Annotated in this window: 18 protein-coding genes; 13 read left to right on the forward strand and 5 right to left on the reverse strand. The window is 71.1% G+C overall.

Annotation, left to right across the window (positions count from 1 at the left end; all coding sequences use genetic code 11):
* The first annotated feature begins 256 nt into the window (after positions 1–256).
* The 5 genes from H036_RS0121055 to H036_RS0121080 all read left to right on the forward strand — a co-directional run bounded on the left by H036_RS0121055 (position 257) and on the right by H036_RS0121080 (position 7,731).
* The gene (locus H036_RS0121055) at positions 257–1,516 is read left to right on the forward strand and encodes a hydroxyacid-oxoacid transhydrogenase (RefSeq protein ID WP_017936794.1); all 1,260 of its coding nucleotides are present in this window, start codon (positions 257–259) and stop codon (positions 1,514–1,516) included.
* Positions 1,517–1,526: 10 nt separating this feature from the next.
* Positions 1,527–4,379 carry an FAD-binding and (Fe-S)-binding domain-containing protein gene (locus H036_RS0121060; RefSeq protein WP_442852448.1) on the forward strand — a complete coding sequence of 951 codons (2,853 nt, stop codon included), beginning with the start codon at positions 1,527–1,529 and terminating at the stop codon, positions 4,377–4,379.
* An 82-nt stretch (positions 4,380–4,461) separates the two neighbouring features.
* Complete coding sequence (locus tag H036_RS0121070; RefSeq protein WP_017936797.1) at positions 4,462–5,718, forward strand: class I SAM-dependent methyltransferase; 1,257 nt, start codon at positions 4,462–4,464, stop codon at positions 5,716–5,718.
* Complete coding sequence (locus H036_RS24050) at positions 5,715–6,716, forward strand: hypothetical protein (RefSeq protein WP_017936798.1); 1,002 nt, start codon at positions 5,715–5,717, stop codon at positions 6,714–6,716. The genes H036_RS0121070 and H036_RS24050 overlap by 4 nt, the downstream gene beginning before the upstream one ends.
* A gap of 16 nt (positions 6,717–6,732) precedes the next feature.
* Positions 6,733–7,731 carry a DNA topoisomerase IB gene (locus tag H036_RS0121080; protein WP_017936799.1) on the forward strand — a complete coding sequence of 333 codons (999 nt, stop codon included), beginning with the start codon at positions 6,733–6,735 and terminating at the stop codon, positions 7,729–7,731.
* A 48-nt stretch (positions 7,732–7,779) separates the two neighbouring features.
* Here H036_RS0121080 and H036_RS0121085 read toward each other — a convergent pair whose 3' ends face one another.
* The 4 genes from H036_RS0121085 to serC all read right to left on the reverse strand — a co-directional run bounded on the left by H036_RS0121085 (position 7,780) and on the right by serC (position 13,212).
* Entirely contained in the window at positions 7,780–8,625 is an 846-nt protein-coding gene (locus tag H036_RS0121085; protein WP_017936800.1) for a hypothetical protein, read from the reverse strand.
* Positions 8,626–8,680: 55 nt separating this feature from the next.
* Positions 8,681–11,596: a helix-turn-helix transcriptional regulator gene (locus H036_RS0121090; protein WP_198290047.1), complete on the reverse strand. Its 2,916-nt coding sequence runs from the start codon at positions 11,594–11,596 to the stop codon at positions 8,681–8,683.
* Positions 11,597–11,631: 35 nt separating this feature from the next.
* Positions 11,632–11,781: a hypothetical protein gene (locus H036_RS25820; protein WP_017936802.1), complete on the reverse strand. Its 150-nt coding sequence runs from the start codon at positions 11,779–11,781 to the stop codon at positions 11,632–11,634.
* 315 nt (positions 11,782–12,096) lie between these two features.
* On the reverse strand, positions 12,097–13,212 hold the full coding sequence (gene serC, locus H036_RS0121100; RefSeq protein WP_017936803.1) for a phosphoserine transaminase: 1,116 nt from the start codon (positions 13,210–13,212) through the stop codon (positions 12,097–12,099).
* Positions 13,213–13,319: 107 nt separating this feature from the next.
* On the opposite strand from serC, the gene H036_RS0121105 reads away from it, so the two are divergent.
* Complete coding sequence (locus H036_RS0121105; protein WP_017936804.1) at positions 13,320–13,796, forward strand: GNAT family N-acetyltransferase; 477 nt, start codon at positions 13,320–13,322, stop codon at positions 13,794–13,796.
* Between the two features lie 146 nt (positions 13,797–13,942).
* On the opposite strand, the gene H036_RS0121110 is transcribed toward H036_RS0121105, so the two are convergent.
* Positions 13,943–15,046, reverse strand: coding sequence for a citrate synthase 2 (locus H036_RS0121110; protein WP_017936805.1), 1,104 nt, complete (start codon positions 15,044–15,046; stop codon positions 13,943–13,945).
* A gap of 110 nt (positions 15,047–15,156) precedes the next feature.
* Between H036_RS0121110 and pdxH the strand changes: the two genes are divergently transcribed.
* The 7 genes from pdxH to H036_RS0121145 all read left to right on the forward strand — a co-directional run bounded on the left by pdxH (position 15,157) and on the right by H036_RS0121145 (position 23,320).
* Positions 15,157–15,792, forward strand: a complete 636-nt coding sequence (gene pdxH, locus H036_RS0121115) for a pyridoxamine 5'-phosphate oxidase (RefSeq protein ID WP_017936806.1) — start codon at positions 15,157–15,159, stop codon at positions 15,790–15,792.
* A 42-nt stretch (positions 15,793–15,834) separates the two neighbouring features.
* Positions 15,835–16,431, forward strand: coding sequence for a TetR/AcrR family transcriptional regulator (locus H036_RS0121120; RefSeq protein ID WP_017936807.1), 597 nt, complete (start codon positions 15,835–15,837; stop codon positions 16,429–16,431).
* Positions 16,431–18,173, forward strand: coding sequence for an ABC transporter ATP-binding protein (locus tag H036_RS0121125; protein ID WP_017936808.1), 1,743 nt, complete (start codon positions 16,431–16,433; stop codon positions 18,171–18,173). Before H036_RS0121120 ends, H036_RS0121125 begins: the two co-directional genes overlap by 1 nt.
* Positions 18,173–20,134, forward strand: a complete 1,962-nt coding sequence (locus tag H036_RS0121130; RefSeq protein WP_017936809.1) for an ABC transporter ATP-binding protein — start codon at positions 18,173–18,175, stop codon at positions 20,132–20,134. Before H036_RS0121125 ends, H036_RS0121130 begins: the two co-directional genes overlap by 1 nt.
* A gap of 376 nt (positions 20,135–20,510) precedes the next feature.
* Positions 20,511–22,142, forward strand: a complete 1,632-nt coding sequence (locus H036_RS0121135) for an MDR family MFS transporter (RefSeq protein WP_036489614.1) — start codon at positions 20,511–20,513, stop codon at positions 22,140–22,142.
* Positions 22,139–22,576, forward strand: coding sequence for a MarR family winged helix-turn-helix transcriptional regulator (locus tag H036_RS0121140; protein ID WP_017936811.1), 438 nt, complete (start codon positions 22,139–22,141; stop codon positions 22,574–22,576). Before H036_RS0121135 ends, H036_RS0121140 begins: the two co-directional genes overlap by 4 nt.
* A 57-nt stretch (positions 22,577–22,633) precedes the next feature.
* Positions 22,634–23,320 (forward strand): metal-dependent transcriptional regulator, encoded by a 687-nt coding sequence (locus tag H036_RS0121145; protein WP_017936812.1) that lies wholly within the window; start codon positions 22,634–22,636, stop codon positions 23,318–23,320.
* The last annotated feature ends 24 nt before the right edge of the window (positions 23,321–23,344 follow it).

Genomic DNA, 23,344 nt, shown 5'->3' on the forward strand with positions numbered 1-23,344 from the left:
CCGGGGCCGCTTGGGTGTGCGGCGTGACCGGGCCTGGGGCGCCCTAGGGGCAGGCCTACCGCCGCGCGGCGCTCCTTCGTCGCGGCGCGTCGTCCGGCAGCGCCCCTGGCGGGCACCCCACGCCCGGTCACGCCGCACGTGGGTACTCCAGGCCCGGTCACGCCGCACGTGGGTACTCCAGGCCCGGTCACGCCGCACGTGGGTACTCCAGGCCCGGTCACGCCGCCGGTGGGGTCGCGGGCGCTAGGTTGGCGGGGTGGATGAGACCGTCTTCACCTATGCTGCGCCGGCGTTGAAGTTCGGGGCCGGGGCCTCCGAGGAGATCGGGTACGACCTGAGCGGGTACGACGTCAGGCGGGTCCTGCTGGTCACCGATGCGGGGGTCGCGGCCACGGGGCATCCGCAGCGGATCGCGGACCAGATCTCCGCTCGGGGGATGGCGGTGACGATCTTCGACCGGGCACACGTCGAGCCGACGGACGCCTCCTTCGCGGCGGCGATCGACTTCGCCCGCAGCGAGGGGCCGTTCGACGCGATCGTGGCTGTTGGTGGGGGATCCTCGATCGACACCGCGAAGGCGGTCAACCTGCTGCTGACCAACCCGGGCGAGCTGATGGACTACGTCAACGCCCCGGTGGGCAAGGGGCGTGCGCCGGTCAAGCCGCTGCTGCCGCTGGTCGCCGTACCGACGACGACCGGGACCGGCGCCGAGTCGACCACCGTCTGCGTGCTCGACGTGCTGGCGCTGAAGGTGAAGACCGGCATCTCGCACGCCGCGCTGCGGCCCACGCTGGCGGTGGTCGACCCGGCGCTGACCTTGACCCAGCCGAGCATGGTCACCGCCAGCGCGGGGATGGACATCCTGTGCCATGCGCTGGAGTCCTACACGGCCCGGCCCTACACCGACTTCGAGAGGAAATCGCCCGAGCAGCGGGTGCCCTACTGCGGCGCCAACCCCGTCGCCGACATGTGGTCGGAGCGTGCCCTGGGACTGCTGGCCGGGTCGTTCCGCCGAGCGGTGGCGCACGGTTCCGATGTCCGGGCACGCGAGGAGATGGCGACCGCAGCCACCTTCGCCGGACTCGGCTTCGGCAACGCCGGCGTGCACATCCCGCACGCGGACGCCTACCCGATCGCCGGTCGGGTGCGTGACTACACGCCGGCCGGCTACCCGGAGGGCCACCCGGTCATCCCGCACGGGATGTCGGTTGCGCTGACGGCAGCGGAGGCGTTCCGCTTCACCTTCGACGCCGCGCCCGAGCGGCACCTTCGCGCCGCTCGGCTGCTCGACCCGAACGTGACCGACGACGGCCCCGACACCCTGCCGCGCGTCCTCACCGAGCTCAAGCGTGACATCGGCATCCCCAGCGGCCTGGCCGAGGTCGGCTACACCGCCGCCGACGTGGACGACCTGGTCGAGGGTGCGCTGAAGCAGGAACGGCTCCTCTCGATCGCGCCGAAGCGTCCCACCGAGGACGACCTCGCGAGGATCTTCCGGCGGTCGATGGGAGAATGAGGCGGTGACGCTGACCGTTGGTGATCTGGCCGCTTCCGATCTGGCGTCAGAGCTGCGTGCGAGAGGTCTGCGGGAGGTCGACGACTCGACGCTGGCCCGTGCGCTCTACTCCTCCGACGCGTCGCTCTACCGGGTCATCCCGCAGGCGGTCGTCAAGGCCCGCCACGTCGAGGACCTGCTCGCGGTGCACGAGGCCTCCCGGGCGCTGGGCGTCCCGATCACCCTGCGCGGGGCAGGTACGTCGATCGCAGGCAACGCGGTCGGCCCCGGCATCGTGGTCGACACCCGCGGCTTCAACCGGGTGCTGGAGATCGATCCCGACGCACGGACGGCGCGCGTCGAGCCGGGTGTCGTGCACGCCGACCTGCAGCGGGCTGCGGCGCCGTACGGGCTGCGCTTCGGTCCTGACCCGTCGACCCACACCCGCTGCACCATCGGCGGGATGATCGGCAACAACGCCTGCGGCTCGCGCGCGCTCGGCTACGGCCGCACCGTCGACAACGTCGAGGCGCTGGACGTGGTCTTCGGGAACGGAGAGCGGACTCGACTGGGACAGAGCCATCAATCGACGGGGACGGAGGCCAGACTCGCGGAGGTCGCCGAAGGACACCTGGCCCACGTCCGCACCGAGTTCGGCCGGTTCGGGCGACAGGTCAGCGGCTACAGCCTGGAGCACCTGCTGCCCGAGCGGCGCCGGGTCGACCGCTTCCTGGTCGGCACCGAGGGCTCGCTGGCCACGGTGCTGGAGGCGACGGTCCGGCTGGTGACCGACGAGCCCGGTCGGCTGCTGCTGGTGCTGGGCTACCCGAGCATGGCCGAGGCCGCCGACGCCGTACCGGCCCTGCTGGCCGCGGCCCCCGGCCGGCTGATCGCCTGCGAGGGCATGGACGCGCGCATCGTCGAGCTGGTGCGGTCCAAGGGCAGCGCGGTGCCGGAGCTGCCCAAGGGCGGCGGCTGGCTGTTCGCCGAGGTGGCGGGCGCCGACGCCCGCGAGGTCACCGACCGGCTCGCCGCCGTCGGTGGTGCGCTCGCGACCCGGCTGGTCACCGACGCCGCCGAGGCGGCCGCGCTGTGGCGGATCCGGGAGGACGGGGCCGGCCTCGCCGGTCGCTCGCTGGAGACGCCCGCCTACAGCGGCTGGGAGGACGCCGCCGTGCCCCCGGAGCACCTGGGCGCCTGGCTGCGCGACTTCGACGTGCTGATGGGCGAGTTCGGCCTGCAGGGCTTCCCCTACGGCCACTTCGGCGACGGCTGCATCCACTGCCGCATCGACTTCCCGTTCGAGGCAGGGAAGCCGGAGAGCGCCCAGCTCTTCCGCGAGTTCATGACCGCCTGCGCGCACAAGCTGCGCGACTACCGCGGCACGCTCTCGGGTGAGCACGGCGACGGTCGTGTCCGCGGCGAGATGCTGCAGTTCATGTACGACGAGACGTCCCTCGACCTGTTCCGGCAGGTCAAGGCGGTCTGCGACCCCGAGAACCTGATGAACCCGGGCATCATCGCCGCCCCCGACGGGGGCCCGCGGAACGGCGCCGCCTCGATCACCGACGACCTGCGCCCCGTGCGCCCGCGCGCCCAGCCGCGCGCCGCGCTGCGGCTGATCCACGACGAGGGTGACCTGGGCGCGGCGGTGCACCGGTGCACCGGCGTCGGCAAGTGCGTCGCACCGAAGACCAACGGCGTGATGTGCCCCTCCTACCTGGCCACCAAGGACGAGAAGGACTCCACCCGCGGGCGCGCCCGGGTGCTGCAGGAGGCCCTCGACGGCGGCCTGGTCAAGGGCCTCTCGGACCCGGCCGTGGGGGAGGCGCTCGACCTCTGCCTGGCCTGCAAGGGCTGCTCGTCGGACTGCCCCAGCGGCGTCGATATGGCGACCTACAAGTCCGAGGCGCTCTACCAGAAGCACACCGTGGGCAAGGTCCGTCGCCCGCGCTCGCACTTCATCCTCGGCCAGCTGCCGAAGTGGGCCCGGCTCGCCGCGCCGTTCGCGGCGGTGCTCAACGTGTTGATGAAGCTGCCGCCGTTCGGCGCGCTGGCCAAGTGGATGGCCGGCATCGACCAGCGGCGATCGGTGCCGACGTTCGCAGCGACGACGCTGCGCAGCGCCGCCGGCAGCGGCCCGGCGGCCGGTACCACCGGCGTCGTCGCGCCGGCCGACGAGACGCCCGACATCTGGATCTGGGCCGACTCCTTCACCGACCACTTCTTCCCGCGCTCGGGCCTGGCCGCGATCCGCTACCTGGAGGCCCAGGGCCTGCGGGTGAAGGTGATCCAGGATGACGCGTGCTGCGGCCTGACCTGGGTGACCACCGGCCAGCTGGACAAGGCCAGGACCATCGTGGGCCGCACCGTGCGCACGCTGGCGCCGTACGTCGCCAGCGGGGTGCCGGTCGTCGGCCTGGAGCCGTCCTGCACCGCCACCCTGCGCAGTGACGCGCTCGAGCTCTCGGACGCGCCCGAAGCCCAGCTGGTGGCCGACGGATTGCTGACCTTCGCCGAGCTGGTCACCAGGCTGGACCTGGAGCTGCCCGACCTGCGTGGCGTCGAGATCGTCGCGCAGCCGCACTGCCACCAGAGCGCGGTGCTCGGCTGGAACGTCGACCAGCGTCTGCTCGAGCGTGCCGGTGCCACTGTCACCAAGGTCAGCGGCTGTTGCGGCCTGGCCGGGAACTTCGGCGTCGAGCAGGGCCACTACGAGGTCAGCGTCGCTGTCGCCGAGACGCACCTGCTGCCCGCGGTGCGGTCGCAGCCTGACGCCGTCGTACTGGCCGACGGGATGTCGTGCCGGGTGCAGCTCGACGACCTCGCGCACGTGCCCACGATGCATCTCGCGGAGTTGTTCGCTTCTAAGATCGAGGGGTGAACCCGCGCCACCGTCGACTCATCATCCCGGCGGCCCTGGTGGTCCTGCTGCTCATCGTGCTGATCACCCAGCTGGTCAAGGGATGAGCGAGCCGACCACGATCAGCGAGCCGCTGCTGCGCGCGCTGAACCGGATGCGCTCGGTGCTCCTCGACCCCGAGCAACTGGTCAAGGCGGTGGCCAGCGGTCGGCAGCGGGGCACGCAGCCCGCCTGGCGCCGAGCCGAGCTGCGCTACGTCGACCTGAAGAGCGGCACCCACCTGCAGATCACGACGTACGACGACACGCAGGCGTTCACCGCCAACCACCCGGTCGGAGACGCGAGTGCGCTCGACGACCTGCTCGAGGTGCCGTTCGCGAGCTGGCACGTCGACACCGTGGCCGAGCGGCAGGAGCTGCTGGTCACCAAGCCGACGACCGCACGAGTCACGACCACCCTTCGACAGGCTCAGGGAGCCGACGCGGCGGCCGTGGGCGCCGGCGCCGAGTCCGTAGAGGTGTCGCGGTCCCACGACCAGGCCAAGGAGCGGCTGCTGCCCGAGGACGACCCGGTCTTCGTCGAGCTCGGCCTCTCCGACAAGGACGGCAGGCTCAAGCCGAGCCGGCAGGCGAAGTATCGCCAGGTCGAGGAGTTCCTGCGTCACCTCGCCACCTCCATCGACGACGCCCGGGCCAAGGGTCAGCTGCGGGCCCCGAGCGCCGAGGAGCCGCTGCGCATCGTCGACCTCGGCTGCGGCAACGGCTACCTGACCTTCGCCGCCCAGCGCTACCTCACCGAGGTGCGGGGGCTGCCGGTCGTGGTCACGGGCGTCGACGTCAAGGAGCAGAGCGCGCGGCACAACACCGACGTCGCGGCCCGGCTGGGGGTGAGCGCCGAGTTCGTGGTCGGCAGCATCGACGGCGTGGTGCTCGACCAGCGCCCCGACGTGGTGCTCGCGCTGCACGCCTGTGACACCGCCACCGACGACGCACTCGCCCGTGCGATCGGGTGGGAGGCGCCCTTGGTGCTGGCCGCCCCGTGCTGCCACCACGACATCGCCGCCCAGCTGCGCAGGACGCCGACACCCTCGCCGTACGCGATGGTGACCCGGCACGGGATCCTGCGCGAGCGCCTGGCCGACACCCTGACCGACGCGATCCGGGCGAGCCTGCTGCGGATGTCGGGCTACAAGGTGGACGTGGTGCAGTTCGTGGAGAGCCAGCACACGCCGCGCAACACGCTGCTGCGTGCCATCCGCTCGGGCGGTGCGGTCAAGGGCGGCAGCGTGAAGAAGGAGTACGACGAGCTCATCGCCGGCTGGGGCATCAGGCCCAAGCTGGGGGAGCTGCTCGGGCTGTGACCCCGCGCCACGGGATCGTGCGTGTCCTCGCCGCGCTGGCGGGGGCGTCGTTCCTGGCCGGAGCCCTGGTCGGCGGCCCCGCACACGCCGTGGACGGTGACGGCAGTGCGGGCCGGGAGGTCTTCTCCTTCTCCGACACCCGCATCGACGAGGCCTCGGCGCTGGTGGCGCTGCCCGACGGGCTCTTCGTGACCACCAACGACAGTGGCGACACCGGCCGGATCTTCACGGTGGATGCCACCGGCAAGACCGTCGGGGTGACGCAGTGGGAGGAGTCGCCGCGCGACGTCGAGGCGCTCGCGCCCGACCCCGACGGCCAGATCTGGGTCGGCGACATCGGCGACAACTCCGCCTCGCGTCCGCACATCCAGGTGGCACGTGTCCCTGCCGGCGCCAGCGATCGGAGCGTGCACCCGACGGTCTACACGCTGGTCTATCCCGACGGCTCCCACGACGCCGAGACCCTGCTCTGCGACCCGAGCACCGGGCGGCTCTACGTCGCCACCAAGGGCTGGCTCGGCGGCACGCTCTACGCCGCGCCGGAGCACCTCTCGGCCACCGGCGAGAACGAGCTGAAGCCAGTCGCCACCGTGCTGCCGATGGCCACCGATGGCGTCTTCCTGCCCGGTGGTCGGGCCGTTCTCGTGCGCGGCTACTTCGGCGCCACCACCTACGCCTGGCCCTCGATGGACAAGATCGCGTCCTTCCGGCTGCCCACCCAGCCGCAGGGCGAGGGCGTCGGCGTGCGGCCCGACGGCACCGTCTACCTCTCCAGCGAGGGGCTGCACTCCCAGGTCCTGCGGTTCGCGCTCCCGGCCAGGGCGCTGCCGGCGGGCGCCTCGACAGGATCGGCGAACGGGACCCCGCACGCCGAGCCTGTCGAGGCGCCGCGGCCGGCTGCCCACGATGCCGACCGGTCGTGGTGGCCGTGGGCCGCAGGCGGCGTGATCGGCCTCGCGGCCATCGGCGTACTTTTGCGGTCATTGCGTCCGCGCTGAGCGGGTACTGCCGCTCATGGTCCGACTGCGACGCACCTCGCCTGAGCAAGAGGGCTGGTCGCGGAAGCGGGCCGGTCGCGGCTTCGTCTACCTCGACGAGCACGGCGAGCGGCTCGGAGCGATGGAGGTCGCGCGGATCAGGGCGCTGGTGATCCCGCCGGCGTGGGAGGACGTGTGGATCACGCCGTATGCCAACGGCCATCTGCAGGCGGTGGGCACCGATGCGGCCGGGCGGCGGCAATACCTCTACCACCCGGACTGGCGCACCCGGCGCGACGCGGAGAAGTTCGACCGGGTGCTCGACTTCGGGCGGGCGCTGGGGCGGGCGCGGGCGCGGGTGCTGACCGACCTCGGGCAGGACGGAATGCCGCGGGAGCGGGCGTGCGCGGCGGCGGTGCGGCTGCTGGACCTCGGCTACTTCCGGATCGGCAACGACGTCTACGCCGACGCGCACGGCTCCTTCGGGCTGACCACCCTGCAGCGCCGGCACGTACGTCGCGTGCAGGACAGGCTGGTCTTCACCTTCACCGGGAAGTCGGGCGTCGACCACCGCATCGAGATCGACGACGTGACGGTGGGCGAGGCGCTGGAGGTGATGCGGCGCCGCCGCGGGGGCGAGGAGCTGCTGGCGTTCCGGGAGGGCCGGCGGTGGCGGGCGATGCTGCCTCAGCTGGTCAACGACTACGTGCGCACCGTGACCGGCGTGGAGGCGACGGCGAAGGACTTCCGCACCTGGCACGCCACGGTCCTCGCCGCGGCTGCGCTCGCCGAGGCGCCGACGGCAACCTCGGCGACGGGGCGCAAGCGGGTCGTGGCGGCGGCGATGCGCGAGGTCTCGGAGTTCCTCGGCAACACGCCGGCCCTGGCACGCTCGTCGTACGTCGATCCGCGCGTGGTCAGCGCCTATGAGGAGGGCCGGACGATCGCCCGCGCGACCGGGAAGACCTATGCCACGCCGGATGAGCGACAGCTGGCGCTGGAGCGGGCGACGCTGAGGCTGCTCGCGCAGGACTGATCCCGCCCTGATCCGGCCGCAGGTCGACGAGCGATCTCGCCGCCGCCGTCACCCCTCGGGAGCGACGTAGCGGCCGTAGTCCTCCTCGAACCGGGCCGCGGCGGGGTCATCGAGCTCGACGTGGATGGCGCCGGCATCGTCCGTGATCACGCCCAGGGTCGAGCCGACGATCGGCACGCGATCGGGATCGGTGCGCACGTGGACCCACACGTCCCGGTCGGCGTAGGCGACGCGGAGCCGCAGGACCGGCTGGTCCCAGACCCAGAGATTGCGGAAGTCGGCGTCGGTGACCAGGCCGCGATGGCGCACACCGGTACGGCGGAGGCGCTCGATCGTGCGCTGGCGCGCCCGCGCATGTCGCACCGCCCGGAGCAGCAGCCCGAGGGCCAGCAGGGCCCACGTCGTCGCGAGGGCCGCGGCGATCGCCCCGACCTCGCGGGGGACATCGGGCGCGGTCGCTGCTCGGTCGAGGTCGAAGGCCGGCGAGGGCGTGCGGGCATAGCTCGCGACGGTCCAGGCGATCCCGCTCACGGCGAGGCCACCGATCAGCGGAAACCAGGCCAGTCGGCTCGCAACCTTGGTCTGCCCGAACACTCGTGCTGCCTCGCCGAACACGGCGACCATGACGAAGACCGCCAGGAGCCCCAGTGCCAGCGCTGCGACCAGGGCCTCGGGGCTGCCCAGCGCGTGACGCACCGACGGAGACGGGGCGAGGGCGAGCACGGCGACGTAGGCGACCGATGAGTCCGCCGCCCAGAGCAGCAGGCAGGCAAGCACGGCTGCGAGCAGCCCTGCGCTCACCGTGCCGACCTGCTGGCCCACCCGTAGACAGGTCATGCGAGAGCCGCGGTCCATCGCCGAGAGGATCGGGGTCTCTCGCTCGTCTTCCCCCATCTCACGATCGTAGGTGATCCAAGCGTGGGCGTGAGGCCGGCTGCGGGTGCCCGAGCTATTCCAGCAGCCCGCGGCGTCGGGCGATGGCTGCGGCCTCGGTGCGGCTGGCGGCACCCAGCTTGGCGAGGATGTTGGAGACGTGCACCGAGACGGTCTTGGTGCTGATGAACAGCTGCTTGCCGATCTCGCCGTTGCTGCGGCCATCGGCGACCAGGGCCAGGATCTCGCGCTCGCGGCCGGTGAGGGCGACGGTGTTCGTGGCTTCGGTGGGGGCGCCCGCCGGCACGTCGCCGAGGGCTCGTAGCAGCGGCTGGGCACCGAGCTCGCGGGCGGCCGCACGGGCCTGGTCGGCCAGCGCTCGGGCCGCGTCGAGGTCACCGGCCGCCCGCAGCACTGCGGCGTACGTCGCCCGCACGATCGCCAGCTCGTGCAGATGGCCGAAGGAGCTGAACGAGGCCTCCGCTGCTCGCCAGGCCGCGACGAGGGCGGCCTCCGGCGCGGAGCCGCCGTCGAGCAGCCAGCGCAGCCGCAGCTCCTCGGCGCCGACGCGGGAGAGCCAGGCCACGCCCTCGGGGCCCCAGGCCGGCCCGTCCTCGTGGTGGCGCACCGCGACCGCTGCGTTCTCGACGAGGCGGTCAGCGGTCTCGGCGAGCGCAGCCGGGTCGACGGGCGTATCGGCCGCGGCGACCAGGTCGGCGAGGTGTCCGAGCGTGGTGGCGGCGAGACGCACGCCGGCGGCGAAGCCCGGTCCCCAGGCGCGGGTCAGCGCGGCGAGGGCGTCGTCGTACGCCCGGATGGCGGCGACCGTGCTGCTGGTCGCCCGGATCTCGGTGGCCGAGCTGAACGCCGCCACGATCCCGTCGACCTCCCACTGCGAGCGGTGGATGCGGGTCGGCACGGGCTCACCGCGACCTTGCCGGATCGAGAGCCGGACGGCGTCGAGCGAGGCGTAGGGGAGTGCCGGCGCACCCGGCACCGCGATCGCCAGGAGGGCGAGGGCCTCGTCCCAGCGGCCGCCGACGTAGTAGACCCAGGCGAGCTGGTGGCGGGCCTCGAAGGCGTACGGCGCCCACGGTCGGCCGAGCTGCTCGCCGCGCCTCACGACCTCGCGGAAGGCGCGCTCCGCCGCGGGCCAGTCCGCCTCGTCCTCGTAGGAGCGGGCCAGGATGAACCGGGCCTGGAGCTCGGCGCCGATGTTGCCGCTGACGACGGCACGCTCGATCGCGGCCGGCATCATCGCGCGGAACCTCTCCGGCGAGGTCCGGGTGCGGTCGGCCGAGCTGAGCGTGGTGACCACCGCGGAGGCGATCCGCGGCAGGTTGTGTCGCTCGGCCATGGCGAGCGCCTCCAGGCCGAACTGCTCGGCCTCCTCGCGCCGGTCGGCCCACGACAGGATCTGGGTGTGGTTGGCCAGCACGCGAGCACGCAGCGGCGGCTCGGCGTCCTCGCTGGCGGCGACGGCCTCGGTCGAGACGGAGACGGCGTCGTACTCGGTGTGATCGAGCATGCCCAGGCTGACGGCCTGGGCGGTGAGCAGGCGGGCGCGGTCGGCCGCGCAGCTGCCAGGCAGCCGGTCGAGGGCGTCCTGGGCGACCCGTACGGCGCGCTCGGTGTGGCCGGCGCCGAGCAGGGCATCGACCGTCGCCTCGGCGACCCGCACCGGCGACTCGTCGTCGGGCAGCCGGCGCTGCGGGTCGGCGAGCAGCTGCAAGGCGTACTCGAGGTGCACCGCCGCCTCCTCGGGGCCGCCGATCGCGGCGGCCTCGTCCCCGGCGCGGATGCTCGCGATCAGGGCGGTGTCGAGGTCGTGGGCGAGCCGGGCGTGCCGAGCCAGCTCCGCGGCGGTGCCGGGGGCGCTCCCGGAGCGCAGCGCGGTCACGTAGCGGGCGTGCACGCGCACGCGCTGCCCGGGCAGGAGGTCGTCGTACACGGCCTCGCCGAGGAGGGCGTGCCGGAACCAGTACTCGCCCTCGCCGGCGACCAGCACGTGCGACTCGACGGCCTGGCGCAGCGCGTCGTCGAGCGCGTCGTCGGTCAGGTCCGTGACGGCGGCGAGCAGCGGATGGGTGACCTTGCGGCCGGCCGCGCTGGCGGTGCGGACCAGGTCGCGGGCCGGGTCGTCGAGCCGGTCCAGCCGGACCAGCAGCACGTCCGCGAGCTCGTCGTGGATCCAGCGGTCCGGGCCGCTGACCGCGCCGACCAGCTCCTCGACGAAGAACGCGTTGCCCTCGGCGCGCTCCACGATGTGGGTCACCTCGCTGTCGGTGGCGGCCGGGTCGAGCGCCACCACCAGCGTGCGTACGTCGTCATCGCCGAGCGGGCCCACCGACACCCGCGAGACGGCCGGGAGCCGGGACCACTCCGCCACCTGGCGTCGCAGCGGGTGCCGGCGGTGGAGGTCGTCGGTGCGGTAGGAGGCGACGATCCCGACCGGCCCGTTCAACGGCCGGGTGAACAGGAAGGTCAGCAGGTCGCGGGTGGACTGGTCGGCCCAGTGCACGTCCTCGATCACCAGCAGCAGCGGAGTCTGCGCGGCGAGCGCCTCCAGCAGCGCCTGCACGCCCTCGAAGAGCTGCATCCTGTCGGCGTCACCGGACTCGGGCGCGGTGGCACCGAGCAGTCGGCGGACCGGCTGCAACCGGCCGAGGTCGGGGTAGGTGCGGCCGACCTGCTCGACGACCTCGGGCAGCTCGTCCGCGAGACGGTCGAGCAGCTCGGAGAAGGGCAGGTAGGGGAGTGCGCTCTCACCGAGGTCGAGGCAATGTCCGACGTACACCTGCCAGCCCGTGCCCTGCGCCCGCTCGGCCAGCTCGCTGAGCAGACGGGTCTTGCCGACTCCGGCGTCACCGGAGAGCAGGACGTGCACACCCGGCCCGGCGGGTGATCCGGCACGCGCAGCGACGCCGAGCAGGGAGGAGAGCTCCTCCAGCTCGGCGTCGCGTCCGACAAGGATCCGACTCGCGTGCGCCACGTCGGACATGATCCCCGGTGGCGTAGCCGGGCGCATCATGATTCCCAGGTGGTGATCCCCTTCCGGAGCCTGCTGCGCTCCCTGCGCAGTCGACTCGCCTCGCGCCGGCCGACGATCTGCTCGCGCAGCTGCGCCGCCCGGAATGCCTGCTCTGCCTTGATGTAGCTGGTGTCGTGGGTGCTCATGGCAACGACTCTGGGCCTCTGAGGTAGGCGCGGACATCGGGAGAGCTCCCGAACTGCTACCTCAGATGCTGGGCCGTGGGGTGCCCGTGCGCCTAGGCGTGCGCCGCGGACGCCCGCGGGGCGCCCTCGAAGCAGGCCTGCGCGCCGCGGACGCCCGCGGGGCGCCCTCGAAGCAGGCCTACCGCCGCGCGGCGCTCCTTCGTCGCGGCGCGTCGTCCGGCAGCGCTTCTTCGGGTGCCCCGCGGTCGTCCGCGTCGCAGCGCTTCTTCGGGTGCCCCGCGGGTGTCCGCGTCGCAGCGCTTCTTCGAGTGCCGCTCAGAGGTGCTCGACGACGTAGTCGATGCAGTGGGTGAGGGCGGTGACGTCGGCGGCGTCGACCGAGGGGTACATCGCGATCCGCAGCTGGTTGGTGCCCACGCCGCGGTAGGCGTCGACGTCCACGATGCCGTTGTCACGGAGGTGGTCCATCACCGCGACCCGGTCGATCGCCGGGTCGAGCTCGACGGTGCCGACGACCAGCGACCGGTGGGCGGGCTCGGTGACGAACGGCTCTGCGTACGACGAGGCCTCCGCCCAGTCGTAGAGCGCCTCGGCGCTCGCGGCCGTGCGGGTGACCATGCCGGTCAGGCCGCCGTGGGCGTTCATCCAGTCGAGCTGCTCGGCCATGAGGTAGAGGGTGGCGACCGCGGGGGTGTTCACGGTCTGGTCCAGGCGGGACTGCTTGATCGCGTCGACCAGGTTGAAGAACGCCGGGATGTGCCGCCCGCTCGCGGCCAGCTCCTCGGCACGGGCGATCGCGGCCGGCGACATCAGCGCGATCCACAGGCCCCCGTCGGAGGCGAACGACTTCTGCGGTGCGAAGTAGTACACATCGCTCTCGCGTACGTCGAGTGGCAGCCCGCCCGCGGCCGAGGTGGCGTCCACCAGCACGAGCTGGTCGTCGGTGGCGCCCTCGGGGCGCAGCACCGGCGACATCACGCCGGTCGAGGTCTCGTTGTGCGTCCAGGCGTAGGTGTCGATGTCCGCCTCGAAGGCCGGGACCGCGCGGGAGCCGTGCGGGGCGCTCACGATGGTGGGCTCACCGAGCCACGGAGCGGCCTTCGCCTCGAGGGCGAACTTCTTGGCGAACTCGCCGTACACGACGTGCTGGCTGCGCTCGCGGATCAGGGCGTAGGTGGCCAGCGAGAAGAACCCGATGGAGCCGCCGTTGCCGAGCACGACCTCATACCCCTCGGGCAGGTCGAAGAGGGTCGCGACGCCCTCGCGGACGCGCTGGACCAGCTGCTTGACCGGAGCCTGCCGGTGGGAGGTGCCCATCAGGCTGCGGCCGGTGGCGGCCAGCGCGTCGAGGCGGCCGTCGGGCACCTTGGAGGGGCCCGAGCCGAAGCGGCCGTCGGCGGGGAGGAGATCGGCAGGGATGCGAAGCGTCATCGGTCGGGGCTTTCGTTCAACGGCGGCGTCGCCATGATTCTCCCAGTCCGAGCGCCGGGTTCGATATCGAGTCCACCTGGCTGGCTCCGATCGCGCACAATGCGGGCGTGAACCTGGAGATCCGCCCCGTGCCGCTCGACCATCCCGATGCCCAGAGGCTGGTCGCCCGGGCGCTGGCGTTCTACGTCGAGCTCTACGGCGGCGACGGCGACACCGATCCCACCGACGCCGCCGAGTTCGCCGCGCCTGCCGGAGCGTTCTTCGTCGGCTACCTCGAGGGCCGCCCGGTGGTCACCGGTGGCTGGCGGGCCGTGACGGTCGATCGGCTCGGCGCCGGGCGCGTGGCCGAGATCAAGCGGATGTACGTCGCCGACGACGCTCGCGGGCTCGGCCTGGCTCGGCGGATGCTGTCCCACCTCGAGGCGACCGCCCGGGCTGCCGGGTTCGACGCGCTGGTGCTCTCCACCGGGGCACCACAGGTGGCGGCCGTCGGGCTGTACGCGTCGGCACGCTACGAGCTGGTCGAGCCGTTCGGCTACTACGCCGACTCACCGAACGTGCGGTGCTTCGGCAAGCGCCTCTGAGAGGCAGGGCCGGTCCGTAGGAACGCACCCACCGCGGCCAACGCGAAGTGTCACTGTGATGGTTCGGGCCGAGAGTGACAGTGACGACATGTCACTCTCGGCCCCACATGTCACGGTGACAGTTTCAGGTCGGGGACCCGTGAGGGCTACTTGCCCCAGGCCGCTTCCCAGCCCTCGATCGCGTCGGCCGGGCGCGCGGCGGGGCCGGTGTAGACGGCCGAGGGCCGGATCAGCCGGCCGGTGCGGACCTGCTCGAGGATGTGCGCCGACCAGCCACCGGTGCGGGCACAGGTGAACATCGAGGTGAACATGTGCGCGGGGATCTGCGCGAAGTCGAGCACGATGGCGGCCCAGAACTCGACGTTCGTCTCCAGGACCCGGTCGGGGCGGCGCTCGCGGAGCTCGGCCAGAGCGGCCTTCTCCAGCGCCTCGGCGACCTCGAAGCGAGGCGCGTCGAGCTCCTTGGCAGTACGCCGCAGCACCCGCGCACGCGGGTCCTCGGCGCGGTAGACGCGGTGGCCGAAGCCCATCAGCCGCTCACCGGAGTCGAGCAGGCTCTTCACGTAGGCGGCGGCGTCGCCGGTCCTCTCGACGTCCTCGATCATGCCGAGCACGCGCGAGGGGGCGCCGCCATGCAGCGGACCGCTCATCGCGCCGATGGCACCGGAGAACGCGGCCGCGACGTCCGCGCCGGTCGAGGTGATCACCCGGGCGGTGAAGGTCGAGGCGTTCATGCCGTGCTCGGCCGCGGAGGACCAGTAGGCGTCGATCGCGTGCGCGTGCTTGGGGTCGGCCTCGCCGCGCCAGCGGATGAGGAACTTCTCGGCGAGTGTCCGGCCCTCGTCGACCAGCCGCTGCGGCACCACCGGCAGGTGGATGTCGCGGGCCGACTGGCCGGCGTACGAGAGCACCATCACCGCGACGCGGGCGAGGTCGTCGCGGGCCTGCTCGGGGGTGATGTCGTAGGTCTGCCGGAAGCCGAAGGCCGGGGCGAGCATCGCGATCGCGGCCTGCACGTCGACGCGGACGTCGCCGGTGTGGACCGGCAGGTTGTAGGCCTCCGCGGGCGGCAGACCGGGCGTGTAGGCGCCGTCGATCAGCAGACCCCAGACGTTCTCGAACGGGACCCGACCGGCCAGGTCCTCGATGTCGACGCCGCGGTAGCGCAGCGCGGAGCCCTCCTTGTCGGGCTCGGCGATCTGCGTCTCGAACGCGATCACGCCCTCAAGCCCGTGGTGTACCTCGGTCATCCTCAGTCCTCACTCTCCACTCGTCCGGCATTGTGCACGACTTGCTCCTCGAGTAGGAGGGGCTCAGAGTGCCGGAAATGTCACGTGATGCCCACGGTTAGGCTCGCAGCATGGATCTGGCGGCGGCGCGCGAGGAGTACAGCAGGGGCGGATTGAGCGAGGCGGACCTCGCGTCCGACCCGGTGGAGATGTTCGAGCGCTGGTACGTCGAGGCGCGCGACGCGGGGGTGCGTGAGCCGAACGCGATGGTGGTCGCCACCACCGATCCCGACGGCGCTCCGTCGGCGCGGTTCGTGCTGCTGAAGGGCTTCGACCGCAGCGGTTTCGTCTTCTACACCAACCAGGCATCCCGGAAGGGCCGTGCGCTGGCCGCCGAGCCGCGGATCGCGCTGCTCTTCCCCTGGCACGACCTGGAGCGACAGGTGCGCATCGAGGGTGTCGCGCAGGAGCTGTCACCGGCCGAGGTCGCGGCGTACTTCGACGTGCGCCCGCGTGGTTCGCAGCTCGGTGCCTGGGCCTCGCACCAGTCCGCACCGGTGGCGGGCCGCGAGGAGCTGGAGAAGGCGTACGCCGAGGCCGAGCAGCGCTTCGCCGGCGCCGACGTACCAGTACCGGAGGAGTGGGGCGGCTACCGGGTCGTGCCGGAGGCGGTGGAGTTCTGGCAGGGCCGGATCGGGCGCATGCACGACCGGCTGGTCTACCAGCGGACCGGCGAGGGCTGGGCGGTCACGCGGCTCGCGCCCTAAATCGACTTGTGAGTGAGTGCTCACTCACTTAGGGTGGGCGGCATGGTCCGTGCCACCCCCATGACGCCCGACGAGCGCCGCGAGGCGCTCGTCCGCGCCACCGTCCCGCTGCTCTATCAACACGGTCGCAACGTCACCACCAAGCTGATCGCGGAGGCCGCCGGGGTGGCGGAGGGCACGATCTTCCGCGTCTTCGACTCCAAGGACGCGCTGGTCGACGCGGCCATCGCCCAGGCGTTCGAGCCGGGGGAGGTGCTGGCCCGGCTCGACGACGTCGACCCGTCCTGGCCGCTGGAGCAGCGACTGGTCAAGATGGTCAGCATCCTGCAGCAGCGGCTGCTCGCGGTCTTCGGCCTGATGCGCGCCTGCGGCATGGTCGCCCCGCCCGGAGAGCACGATCACCACCGTCATCATCGTGAGGAGCACATCGCGGCCCGCGATGCCCTCCTGACCCGCATGCTCGCGCTGGTGGAGCCTGACGCGGAGAAACTGTCGGTGCCGCCCGGCAGACTCCTGCACCTGCTTCGTCTGCTCACCTTCTCGGCGAGCCACAGCGACATCGCCGAGCAGGACATGCTCAGCCCCGAAGAGATCGTCGGCGTCGTGCTCCACGGCGTCGAGAGGAGAGAGACCGCCTGATGCTGCTTCGCATCCTGCGCACCTACCTGCGCCCCTACCGCCGCTGGCTGACCGGTGTCGTCGTGCTGCAGTTCATCAGCACCGTGATGGCACTGCTGCTGCCCAGCATCAACGCCGACATCATCGACAACGGCGTCCTGCTGGGCGACAACGGCTACATCCTGCGTCAGGGCGGCCTCATGCTGGTCGTCTCGCTGCTCCAGATCGCGTGCTCGATCGGCGCGGTCTACTTCGGCGCACGTACGGCGATGGCCTTCGGCCGGGATCTGCGCCGCGACCTGTTCCGCCGGGTCGGCGGCTTCAGCGGCCGCGAGGTCAACGGCTTCGGCGCGCCCTCGCTGATCACGCGCAACACCAACGACGTGCAGCAGGTGCAGATGCTCGGTCTGATGACCTGCACGATGGCCGTCACGGTCCCGATCATGATGGTCGGCGGCGTGCTGATGGCGATGCGCCAGGACCTGCAGCTGTCGTGGCTGCTCGCGGTCGTGGTGCCGGTGCTGTTCCTCGCCGTGGGTTTCGTGGTCAGCCAGATGGTGCCCAACTTCCGCCAGGTCCAGGTCCGGATCGACGGGGTCAACCGGGTGCTGCGTGAGCAGATCACCGGCATCCGCGTGGTGCGGGCGTTCGTCCGCGAGCCTCTGGAGACCCGCCGCTTCGCCGATGCGAACGACGGTCTGACAGCTGTCTCGCTCGCGGCGGGCCGGTGGATGGCGATGATGTTCCCGCTGGTCATGCTGGTGATCAACGGGGCGAGCGTCGCGGTGATGTGGTTCGGCGGCCACCGGGTCGCCGACGGGATGCAGGTCGGCCCGCTGACGGCGTTCCTCTCCTACCTCATGCAGATCCTGATGAGCGTCATGATGGGCACCTTCATGCTCATGCAGGTGCCGCGCTCGGCGGTGTGTGCCGATCGCATCGCCGAGGTGCTCGACACCGTCTCCTCGGTCGTGCCGCCGACCGATGGCATCACCGAGGTGCACGGCCACGGACGGCTCGACGTGGAGAACGTCTCCTTCACCTACCCAGGCGCCGAGTCCCCGGTGCTCTCCGACGTCAGCTTCCACGCCCGACCGGGTCAGACGGTCGCGGTGATCGGCTCGACCGGCGCCGGCAAGACCACCCTGCTCAACCTGGTTCCACGACTCTTCGACGCCACCGCGGGTCGGGTCATGGTCGACGGCGTCGACGTACGGCTGCTCGATCCCGAGGCGCTGCACAGCCGGCTCGGGCTGGTGCCGCAGAAGGCCTTCCTGTTCACCGGGACGGTCCGTTCCAACCTGCTGCACGGCAAGCCTGACGCCACCGACGACGAGCTGTGGCACGCCCTCGAGGTCGCCCAGGCGCGTGCCTTCGTGGAAGAGCTCGGCGAGGACGGCCGCAGCGGCCTCGACGCACCTGTCGTCCAGGGCGGCACGAACTTCTCCGGCGGCCAGCGGCAGCGGCTCGCGATCGCCCGTGCGCTGGTGCGCAGGCCCGAGATCTACCTGTTCGATGACTCCTTCAGCGCCCTCGACCTGGCCACCGACGCCCGCCTTCGCGCCGCGCTCGCGCCGGAGACGCGGGAGTCGACGGTGGTGATCGTCGCGCAGCGGATCTCCACGATCCGCGACGCCGACCTGATCCTGGTCCTCGAGGACGGCGTCGTCGTCGGCCGTGGGACCCATCACGAGCTGCTGGTCTCCTGCGAGACCTATCAGGAGATCGTCTCCTCGCAGCTGAGCGCGGAGGAGGCGGCCTGATGAGCGAGCAGAACAACGCCGGCGGTCCGCAGGCCGGCCAGAAGAGCCCGAAGGGTCAGCTGCAGGTCACCGAGCGGGTGGTGCGCCAGCACGGTCCCGGCCCGATGGGCGGTGGCATGGTCGGCCAGAAGGCGCACGACTTCAGGGCGTCCTCGCGACGCCTCGTCCGACGCCTGATGCCGCAGCGCAACGCCGTCCTGGGCGTGGTCGGGCTGGCGATCGTGTCGGTCTTCCTGATGTCGCTGGGCCCGCGCCTGCTCGGTCACGCCACCAACGTCATCGTCGACGGTTGGCTCAGCATGCAGGGCGGCGGCCCGGGCATCGACTTCACCGAGCTCGCCCACAAGCTCGAGCTGGTCTTCGCGGTCTACGTGCTCGGCAGCGTGCTGTCGGCGGCGCAGGGCTGGCTGCTCAACGGCGTGGTCCAGCGCACCGTGTGGCAGTTGCGCGCCGACGTCGAGGACAAGGTCAACAGGCTGCCACTGGAGTACTTCGACCGGCAGCCGCGCGGCGAGCTGCTCAGCCGTGTCACCAACGACATCGACAACGTCAGCCAGACTCTGCAGCAGACCATGTCGCAGCTGCTCACCTCGCTGCTCACGGTCGTCTTCGTGCTCGTCCAGATGTTCTGGATCAGCCCGTTGCTGGCATTGGTGGCGCTGGTCTGCGTTCCGATCGCGATGCTGGTCACCGGCAACGTGATGAAGCGCTCCCAGGGCCAGTTCATCGCGCAGTGGCGCCGTACGGGGGCGCTCAACGCCCACATCGAGGAGACGTTCTCCGGCCACGACCTGGTCACCGTCTTCGGTCGCCAGGACGACGTCGAGGAGACCTTCCGAGAGCAGAACGAGGGGCTCTACGAAGCCTCGTTCAAGGCGCAGTTCGTCAGCGGGCTGATCATGCCGCTGATGATGTTCGTCGGAAACCTGCAGTTCGTCATCGTCGCGGTCGTCGGGGGCCTGCGCGTCTCCAGCGGCCACATCACCGTCGGCGATCTGCAGGCCTTCATCCAGTACTCCCGGCAGTTCACCCAGCCGCTCACCACGGTCGCCTCGATGGCGAACCTGCTGCAGTCGGGCGTCGCCTCCGCCGAGCGGGTCTTCGAGCTCCTCGACGCCGAGGAGCAGCTCTCCGACGCGAAGGTCGCTGTCGAGTCGCCTCGACCCGCCGAGAGGCTCGGCACGACGCGGGCCCGTTCGGCGGCCGAGGGCGAGGTCCGCTTCGAGCACGTCAGCTTCCGGTACGACGAGGACAAGCCGCTGATCGAGGACCTCTCGCTGGTGGCCAGTCCGGGACAGACCGTGGCGATCGTCGGCCCGACCGGTGCCGGCAAGACCACGCTGGTCAACCTGATCATGCGGTTCTACGAGCTGCGGGCGGGTCGGATCACCCTCGACGGCGTGGACATCACCGCGATGCCCCGTGCGGCGCTGCGCAGCCGGATCGGCATGGTGCTCCAGGACACCTGGCTGTTCGAGGGCACCATCCGCGACAACATCACCTACGGTCGCCCCGACGCTACCGAGGAGGAGATGCTCGCGGCTGCCCGTGCGACGTTCGTGGACCGGTTCGTGCACTCGCTGCCGGCCGGCTACGACACCATGATCGAGGGCGACGGCGGCCAGCTGTCGGCCGGCGAGCGGCAGCTGCTGACCATCGCGCGGGCGTTCCTGGCCCAACCGGACCTGCTGATCCTGGACGAGGCGACCTCGAGCGTCGACACCCGCACCGAGCTGCTGCTGCAGCAGGCGATGGCGGCGCTGCGCACCGACCGGACGAGCTTCGTGATCGCCCACCGGCTCAGCACCATCCGCGATGCCGACCTCATCTTGGTGATGGAGGACGGCGCGATCGTCGAGCAGGGCGACCACGACTCCCTGCTGGCTGTGGGCGGCGCCTACGCCCGGCTCTACCAGTCGCAGTTCGCGGGCGCCGTCGCGAGCGAGGAGGAGGTGGCCTGAGCGTGTCACGTCCGGAAAACCCCTTGGCTGTGCCGGCGCCACGACGTACCTTCGACGTACACGGGAAAGGAGGTGGTCCGAAGAATGAATTCTTCTAGGACGCGTGAGGTGGCTGCGCGCTAGCAGTCCGACATCTAGTGACGTTGACTGTCGGCGAATACCCCCAGTCACCCGATCCGCAGGCGCCCGGCCCACGTCCTCCGGGAGGCCCCTCGAGGGCCAACGCCTGCGGATCGCCCATTTCTCGAATGTGTGGTCAAGCGCACGTGCCTACAAAGTTGTCATGGTCAACCAATCTCGAATATAGTTGATCTCAGCAACCTTCTAGATACGTAACCAGACACCGTCCGCACGAAAGATTCGAGATCCGAGAAGCATGTCCCAGGACGCAACTCTCGCCGAGGCTCCGGCCCAGGCACCCATGACCCACAAGGAGATCCTCGAGGCGCTCTCGGGTCTCCTCATCGCGATGTTCGTCGCGATCCTGTCGAGCACCGTTGTCACCAACGCGCTGCCGACCATCGTCTCCGACCTCCACGGCACCCAGACCGGCTACACCTGGGTGCTCGTCGCCACCATGCTGGCGATGACCGCCACCACCCCGATCTGGGGCAAGCTGGCCGACCAGTTCAGCAAGAAGCTGCTGATGCAGATCTCGCTGGTCGTCTACGTCTCCGGCTCAGCGCTGGCCGGTCTCGCCCAGTCGATGAGCTGGCTGATCGGTGCGCGTGTCATCACCGGTCTCGGCGTCGGTGGTGTGATGGCCCTGATCCAGATCATCATCGGCTCGATGGTCTCCCCGCGCGAGCGCGGCCGCTACTCCGGCTACATCGGCGCGACCTACGGCCTGGCCACCCTGCTGGGCCCGCTCGTCGGCGGCGTCATCGTGGACAGCGCGCTCGGCTGGCGCGGTTGCTTCTACGTCAGCCTGCCGTTCGCGATCATCTCCCTGATCGTGCTCCAGGCGAAGCTGCACCTGCCCACCGTCAAGCAGGAGGTCAAGATCGACTTCCTGGGCGCGACCCTGCTCATGGGCGGCGTCAGCATCCTGCTGATCTGGGTCTCGCTCGGCGGCCAGCAGTTCGCCTGGGCGTCGGCCACCACGGTGTACATGGTCGTGGGCGGCCTGCTCGTGCTCGCCCTGGCAGCGCTGGTCGAGGGCAAGGTCGCCGCTCAGCCGGTCATCCCGCTGCAGCTGTTCAAGAACCGCACCATCGCGCTGGCCACCGTCGCGGCGATCTTCGTCGGCGTGGCCCTGCTGACCGCCACCACCTTCCTCTCGGAGTACTTCCAGGACTCCCGCGGGATGAGCCCGACCAACGCCGGCCTGATGTCGCTGTCGATGGTCGCCGGCCTGATGGGCACCAGCATCATCTCCGGCCGGATGATCAGCGCCACCGGTCGCTGGAAGGTCTGGCTGACCTGGGGCATGGGCGCGGTCGTCGTCGGTACGGCGCTGCTGGCCACGATGGATCACAGCACCCCGCTCTGGCTGGTCGGCCTCTTCATGTTCGTCCTCGGTGCGGGTCTCGGCGCCACCCAGCAGAACCTCGTCCTCTCGGTGCAGAACAACGTCGACCAGGCCAACATCGGTGCGGCCAGCTCGGTGGTGGCGTTCTTCCGGACCCTCGGCGGTGCGATCGGTGTCAGCGCGTTCGGCGCGGTTCTCTCGCACCGGGTCGCGGCCCAGGTCACCGACGGTGTCGCCCCGCTGGTCCGGACCGGACGGGTCACCCTGGAGCAGGCCAAGCTGCTCGGCGGCGGCGATGTGCCGGCGCTCTCCAGTCTGCCGGCTCCGCTGCGCAACCTCTACGAGGGCGCGTTCGGTGCGGCCACCGGGCACATCTTCCTCTTCGCCGTGCCGTGCACCGTGCTGGCCCTGGTAGCGGTGCTCTTCATCCGCGAGACTCGCCTGCGCACCACGCTCGACAAGATCGAGGAGCCCGAGATCGCGCTCGACCTGGCCGCGGAGCTTCAGGTCGGCGGCGCCCTCGAGGGGTCCAAGTGACCGAGCGCGTCGACGCGTTCGAGGAGATCGCGGCGGAGATGCGGGTGCTGGGTCGTCGGTTCAAGACGATCATCGCCGAACGGGCTGCCGAGGTGCACCCGCAGCTCCAGCCGTCCTCCTACTACATCCTGGCCTTCCTGATCGAGAACGGGCCGACCCGGGGCAGCGCCCTGGCGTGCCAGTTCGACATCGACAAGGGCGCGATCAGCCGCCAGATCCAGCACCTGGTCGATCTGGGCCTGGCGGAGCGGACGGCGGACCCCGAGGACGGCCGGGCGCAGCTGGTGTCCGCCAGCGCCGAGGCGATGGCAGCGCTCGACGACGCCCACGCCGAGCAGCAGCGGAACTGGCAGCGCAAGCTGGCGGAGTGGTCCACCGATGAGCTGCAGAACTTCGCCGACCAGCTCGGGCGATTCAACGGCGATCTCGGCTGAATCCTGCGGGGTCGCCGGCAAGGCAAGGCTGGCCTCCGATCCCCGTAGGATGGTGCTGTGAGCGATCTGATCGACACCACCGAGATGTACCTGCGCACCATCTACGAGCTGGTGGAAGAGGGCATCGTGCCCCTGCGTGCCCGGATCGCCGAGCGACTTCACCAGTCCGGCCCGACGGTCTCGCAGACCGTCGCGCGGATGGAGCGCGACGGCCTGCTGACCGTCGAGGGCGACCGGCACCTGCAGCTGACCCCCGAGGGGAACCGCCTCGCTGTCCGGGTGATGCGCAAGCACCGCCTCGCCGAGCGACTGCTCACCGACGTGATCGGCCTCGATTGGGAGCTGGTGCACGAGGAGGCATGCCGTTGGGAGCACGTCATGTCGGAGAATGTCGAGAAGCGGCTCATGGAGCTGCTCGGCAGCCCGACGTCCTCGCCGTACGGGAACCCGATCCCGGGCCTGGACGAGCTCGGCTCGGAGGCGGTCGGCGAGGAGTTCATGTCCGGTGTCGAGCCGCTGTCCAAGGTGGTGAGCGGGGAGAAGGGCACCGTGCTGGTGCGCCGCATCTCCGAGGAGATGCAGAAGGATGAGGCGCTGATGTCGGCGCTGCGTCGCGTCGGAGCCATCCCGGACCGGACCGTCACGGTGGTGACGACGTCGGAGGGTGTGCTGGTGGGTTCGGGTGGCGAGAGTGCAGAGATCGTGCCCGAGGCTGCCGATCACATCTTCGTCAAGAGAATGTAGCGACGGCTACGTGCACCGATGCGG

Source organism: Nocardioides sp. Iso805N (assembly GCF_000364605.1).
Lineage (GTDB): Bacteria > Actinomycetota > Actinomycetes > Propionibacteriales > Nocardioidaceae > Nocardioides.

What these genes read in the sequence shown, in the direction of transcription:
- H036_RS0121070 (WP_017936797.1), top strand. Translation starts at nt 4,462, where the DNA reads ATGAGCGAGCCGACCACGATCAGCGAGCCGCTGCTGCGCGCGCTGAAC.
- H036_RS0121080 (WP_017936799.1), top strand. Translation starts at nt 6,733, where the DNA reads ATGGTCCGACTGCGACGCACCTCGCCTGAGCAAGAGGGCTGGTCGCGG.
- H036_RS0121085 (WP_017936800.1), bottom strand. Translation starts at nt 8,625, where the DNA reads ATGGGGGAAGACGAGCGAGAGACCCCGATCCTCTCGGCGATGGACCGC.
- H036_RS25820 (WP_017936802.1), bottom strand. Translation starts at nt 11,781, where the DNA reads ATGAGCACCCACGACACCAGCTACATCAAGGCAGAGCAGGCATTCCGG.
- serC (WP_017936803.1), bottom strand. Translation starts at nt 13,212, where the DNA reads ATGACGCTTCGCATCCCTGCCGATCTCCTCCCCGCCGACGGCCGCTTC.
- H036_RS0121110 (WP_017936805.1), bottom strand. Translation starts at nt 15,046, where the DNA reads ATGACCGAGGTACACCACGGGCTTGAGGGCGTGATCGCGTTCGAGACG.
- pdxH (WP_017936806.1), top strand. Translation starts at nt 15,157, where the DNA reads ATGGATCTGGCGGCGGCGCGCGAGGAGTACAGCAGGGGCGGATTGAGC.
- H036_RS0121120 (WP_017936807.1), top strand. Translation starts at nt 15,835, where the DNA reads ATGGTCCGTGCCACCCCCATGACGCCCGACGAGCGCCGCGAGGCGCTC.
- H036_RS0121125 (WP_017936808.1), top strand. Translation starts at nt 16,431, where the DNA reads ATGCTGCTTCGCATCCTGCGCACCTACCTGCGCCCCTACCGCCGCTGG.
- H036_RS0121130 (WP_017936809.1), top strand. Translation starts at nt 18,173, where the DNA reads ATGAGCGAGCAGAACAACGCCGGCGGTCCGCAGGCCGGCCAGAAGAGC.
- H036_RS0121135 (WP_036489614.1), top strand. Translation starts at nt 20,511, where the DNA reads ATGTCCCAGGACGCAACTCTCGCCGAGGCTCCGGCCCAGGCACCCATG.